We start from the raw sequence: 4,265 nt of genomic DNA on the forward strand, positions 1-4,265 counted from the left end.
GTCTGGATGTTGGCGAACAGGGTCCTGCCGTCGGGCGAGAAGGTGACGCCGGTGAACTCGCTGTACTCGGGCTCCTCGGCGGTGCCGATGTTCAGCTCGTTGCGGGCGATCGGGTACGTCCGGCCGCTCTCGGTGGCGCCGAACAGGTGCTGGACGCCCTCGCCGTCCTCGGCGACGACCAGGCCGCCGTACGGGGACACGGTGATGTTGTCCGGGCCGTCGAAACGGCCGTCGGCGGCCGGGTCCGGGTTGACGCCGAACAGCACCTTCAGGGTCAGGGTGCGGCGCTTGGGGTCGTAGAACCAGACCTGGCCGTCGTGCTGGACCGGGCTCTCCTGGCGGGCGAAGGAGGAGACGACGTAGACGCCGCCGTCGCCCCACCACATGCCCTCCAGTTTGCGGGCGCGGGTGACCTGGCCGTCGGTGAACTGCTTGCGCACCGAGACGGTCCTGGCGTCACGGTCGGGAACGTTTACCCAGTCGACGCCGTACACGGTGCCGATACGGGTCGCGCGGGAGAGGTCGTCCACGAACCGGCCGCCGGAGTCGAAGCACTTGAAGGCCTGGAGCACGCCCGCGTCGTCGGCGAGGGTACGCAGCCTGCCGCGGCCGTGGCGGAAGCCCTCCGGCGGGGTCCAGCGGTAGAACAGGCCGTTCGGGCCGGAGGCGTCCTCGGTGAGGTAGAGGCGGCCGCGTCCGGGGTCGACGACGACGGCCTCGTGGGCGTAGCGGCCCAGGGCCTTGACCGGCTTCGGGTCACGGTTGGCCCGGTGGTCCTCGGGGTCGACCTCGAAGACGTAGCCGTGGTCCTTGGTGAAGCCGTTCTTGCCGGCCTTGTCCTCGGTCTCCTCGCAGGTCAGCCAGGTGCCCCAGGGGGTGCTGCCGCCGGCGCAGTTGGTGGCGGTGCCGGCGATGCCCACCCACTCGGCGACCTCGCCGCCGCGGCGGACCTCGACGACCGTGCAGCCGCCGGCCGCCGCGGGGTCGTAGACGAGGCCCTCGGTGAGCGGCACCGGGTGCGGCCACTGGGCACGGGCGCCGGCCAGCTCGTGGTTGTTGACGAGCAGGGTGGTGCCGCGCGGGCCGGCGAAGGCGGCGGTGCCGTCGTGGTTGGACGGGGTGAACTCGCCGGACTCCAGCCTGGTCCGGCCGCTGTAGGTGATGATCTCGTAGCGGAAGCCGGCGGGCAGGGCGAGGATGCCGTTCGGGTCGTCGATCAGCGGGCCGTAGCCGACGCCGTGGTCGTGGCCCCCGTGCGCGGACTCGGCCCCGGCGCCCTCGGTCTCCGTGGCGGCGAGGGCGTTCGGCGCGGTGGCGAGCGCGCCGACACTGCCCGCCAGGGCGACCCCGGCACCGGTGATCGCGGACGTCCTGGCGAAGTCCCTGCGGGTGAGCGACATGGTGTCTCCTGTGACGACGGTGACAGTGCTGAGGAGGGTGGGGGACCTCGGTTCGGCGCTCACGCTCCCGCCCGTCCGTGAACGGGAGTTGAACGCCGGACCACCGCCGGGGCGCCTGTTCCATGAACCCGTATGCACCGCCCCAAGACCGCGCCAAGCACCGCTGTGCAGACCGCGCCACGAGCACCACCACGCGCCGGGGCGGGCCGCCGCCGGGGTGACGCGCTCAGCCGGGCGCGCTCACCCGCCCTGCTGGGAGCGGGCCTTGAACGCGGCCTTGCGGGCCTCCTTGGCGACCTTCTTGTCCGGGTGCAGCCGGCCCATCGCGTCCAGTACCTCGGCGGTGGCGGGGTGCCCGACCCGCCAGGCCGCCGCGAAGAAGCCGCTGTGCTGGGCGGCCAGCCCCTCCACCAGGGCCTGCAGTTCCTCGGAGTTGCCCTCGGCGGCCAGCTGGGCGGCCAGCGTGTCGACGGTCAGCCAGAACACCATGTCCTCGGACGGCGCCGGCACCCCGGAGGCGCCCCGCTCGCTCAGCCACACCCGGGCGAGCCCGCCGAGTTCGGGGTCGTCCAGCACTTCCCGGAGCGCGGGTTCGGCCTCGGCGCCCACCAGCGACAGCGCCTGCTGGCAGCGCAGCCTGCGCAGCGGGGCCCCGGCGTCCGCGCCACGGGCCGCGGCCAGCAACTCCCGGGCCGCGTCCAGCGGTTCACGGCGGACGAGCCACCGCTCGGTCTCGGCCCGGGCGGCGGACCGGCCGAACCGGGCGGTGCCGTCGAGCAGCGCGTCCGCGCCCTTGTCGGCGAGGTCCCCGACGACCGGCGCGTCGAACCCGGCGTCCAGCAGCCGCGCCCGGATCCCGTACACCCCGAGCGGGGTGAGCCGGACCATGCCGTAACGGGAGACGTCGGTGTCGTCCACCGGCGCCGCGGGCTCCTCGTCGGCGTCGGCCATCAGGGCCTCGTCCACCGGCCGGTAGGCCACGAGCCCGACCGGTTCCAGCGTCCGGAACTGGTCGTCCAGCCGCATCATGGCATCGGAGACCTGCTCCAGGACGTCGTCGCTGGGCTCCCCCATGCCGTCGGGCACGAGCATGGAGGCGGCGAGGGCGGGCAGCGGCACGGGGCCGTCGCCGGCGCCGTCCTCACTGACGGTCAGCAGGTACAGGTTGCCGAGGACGCCGTCGAGGAACTCGGCCTCGGCCTGCGGGTCCCAGTCGAGTGACGCGAAATCGACCTCCCCGCCGTCGTCCAGCGCGTCGACCAGGTCGTCCAGATCGGGGACGGCCGCGTCGGCGAGGACGGTGTCCAGGGCGGCGAGCCACACGGTGAGCACGTCCCTCGGGGATCCGCCGGTGAGCAGCTTCAGCTCCTCCCCCGTCCGGACGGTGCCGGCCTCCTCGTCCACGATCTCCACCAGGCCGGTGTCCAGCGCGACCCGCCAGGCCTCGGCGGCGTACGCGGCGGCGTCGTCGCCGGCCAGTCCCAGCAGTTCGGCGGCGGCCGGCAGCTGCTCCTCGGCCAGCCCGCCGCCGGCGTCCACGCGGGTCTCGGGGCCGGCCCAGCGGGCGAGGCGGGCGGCCCGGGACAGCAACGGCGTGGACAGCGCGGCGCGCGCCAGCTCCGCTTCGGGGTGCAGCCGTACGGGCGGCAGGGGGGAGCTGTCTGACATCGGCTGGTTCTCCTCGGACCGTGAAAGGGCTCAGCCGCTCAGCCTAGACGGATTTCCACCCATGCCGCCCGGTTCATCTCCCCGAGAGCGGTCACACCTGGCCGAAACCTTGACAACTCCCCGGCGCAGGCAGGAGATTGACGCGCGTAGAAGTTGGGGGGACAACTGTTCACTCGGCTCTATGCGTGTCACAGAGGGCTACGAACCCGGCACGCTCCCGTTCCACCCTCGTCCCGGCGCACCGTCACGTCCCCGGAGGGATCCCTTGCCGAGCAGGTCTTCCGCGCGCCTCGCCGCGCTCACCGTCGCCGCCGTCTGCAGCGCGGCGGCGGTCAGCCAGATACTCGTCCTCCCCACGCCCGCGCACGCCGACTCGGTGCGCGTCCACGACATCCAGGGCACGACCCGGACCTCCCCGTTCGCCGGGCAGAAGGTGGCGGACGTGCCCGGCGTCGTCACGGCCACGCGCACGTACGGCTCGTCCAAGGGCTTCTGGCTCCAGGACCCGACCCCGGACGACAACCCGGCCACCAGCGAGGGCGTGTTCGTCTTCACCGGCTCCGCCCCCAAGGTCGCGGTCGGCGACGCGGTCACGGTCACCGGCACGGTCTCGGAGTTCGTCCCGGGCGGCGCCTCGTCCGGCAACCAGTCGGTCACGGAGATCACCAAGCCGGCCGTCACCACCGTCTCCGCCGGCAACCCGGTCCCGGCGCCGGTCGTCGTCGACGAGGACGCGGTGCCGGACGCGTACGCCCCCCAGGGCGACGCCGCCGCGGCCGACTCGATCAACGGCCTCACCCTGGACCCGTCGGCGTACGCCCTGGACTACTACGAGTCCCTGGAGGGCATGAACGTCGAGGTCGCCGACACCCGCGTGGTCACGGCGACCGACCCGTACAGCGAGCTGTGGGTCACCGTGAAGCCGTGGGAGCACCGCAGCCGCCGCGGCGGCACGGTCTACGGCTCCTACGACTCCCAGAACACCGGCCGGCTCCAGATCCAGTCGCTCGGCGCCACCGCCGACTTCCCGAAGGCGGACGTCGGCGACACCCTGGAGGGCGCCACCACCGGCCCGCTGGACTTCAACCAGTTCGGCGGCTACACCCTCGTCGCCAGCAAGCTCGGCACGCTGCGCAGCGGCGGCCTGGAGCGCGAGACGACGCGGAAGCAGTCGGGCCGCGAGCTGGCGGTGGCGAC

The 4,265-nt window shown here is 73.5% G+C and carries 3 protein-coding genes; 1 reads left to right on the top strand and 2 read right to left on the bottom strand.

Translation table 11 applies throughout. The features are described from left to right. Both IE312_RS28735 and IE312_RS28740 read right to left on the bottom strand, forming a co-directional pair. Positions 1-1,400, bottom strand: a 1,400-nt coding sequence (locus tag IE312_RS28735; RefSeq protein ID WP_229900544.1) for an alkaline phosphatase PhoX, incomplete at its 3' end; no start/stop codon positions are given. Positions 1,401-1,640: 240 nt separating this feature from the next. Continuing rightward, on the bottom strand, positions 1,641-3,068 hold the full coding sequence (locus IE312_RS28740) for a hypothetical protein (protein ID WP_189985211.1): 1,428 nt from the start codon (positions 3,066-3,068) through the stop codon (positions 1,641-1,643). Between the two features lie 265 nt (positions 3,069-3,333). Here IE312_RS28740 and IE312_RS42235 point away from each other — a divergent pair. After that, positions 3,334-4,265 (top strand): DUF8508 domain-containing protein (locus tag IE312_RS42235; protein ID WP_502266996.1); only part of this gene is annotated, 932 nt, incomplete at its 3' end.

This window comes from Streptomyces capoamus (genome assembly GCF_014654935.1).
Classification (GTDB): domain Bacteria; phylum Actinomycetota; class Actinomycetes; order Streptomycetales; family Streptomycetaceae; genus Streptomyces; species Streptomyces capoamus.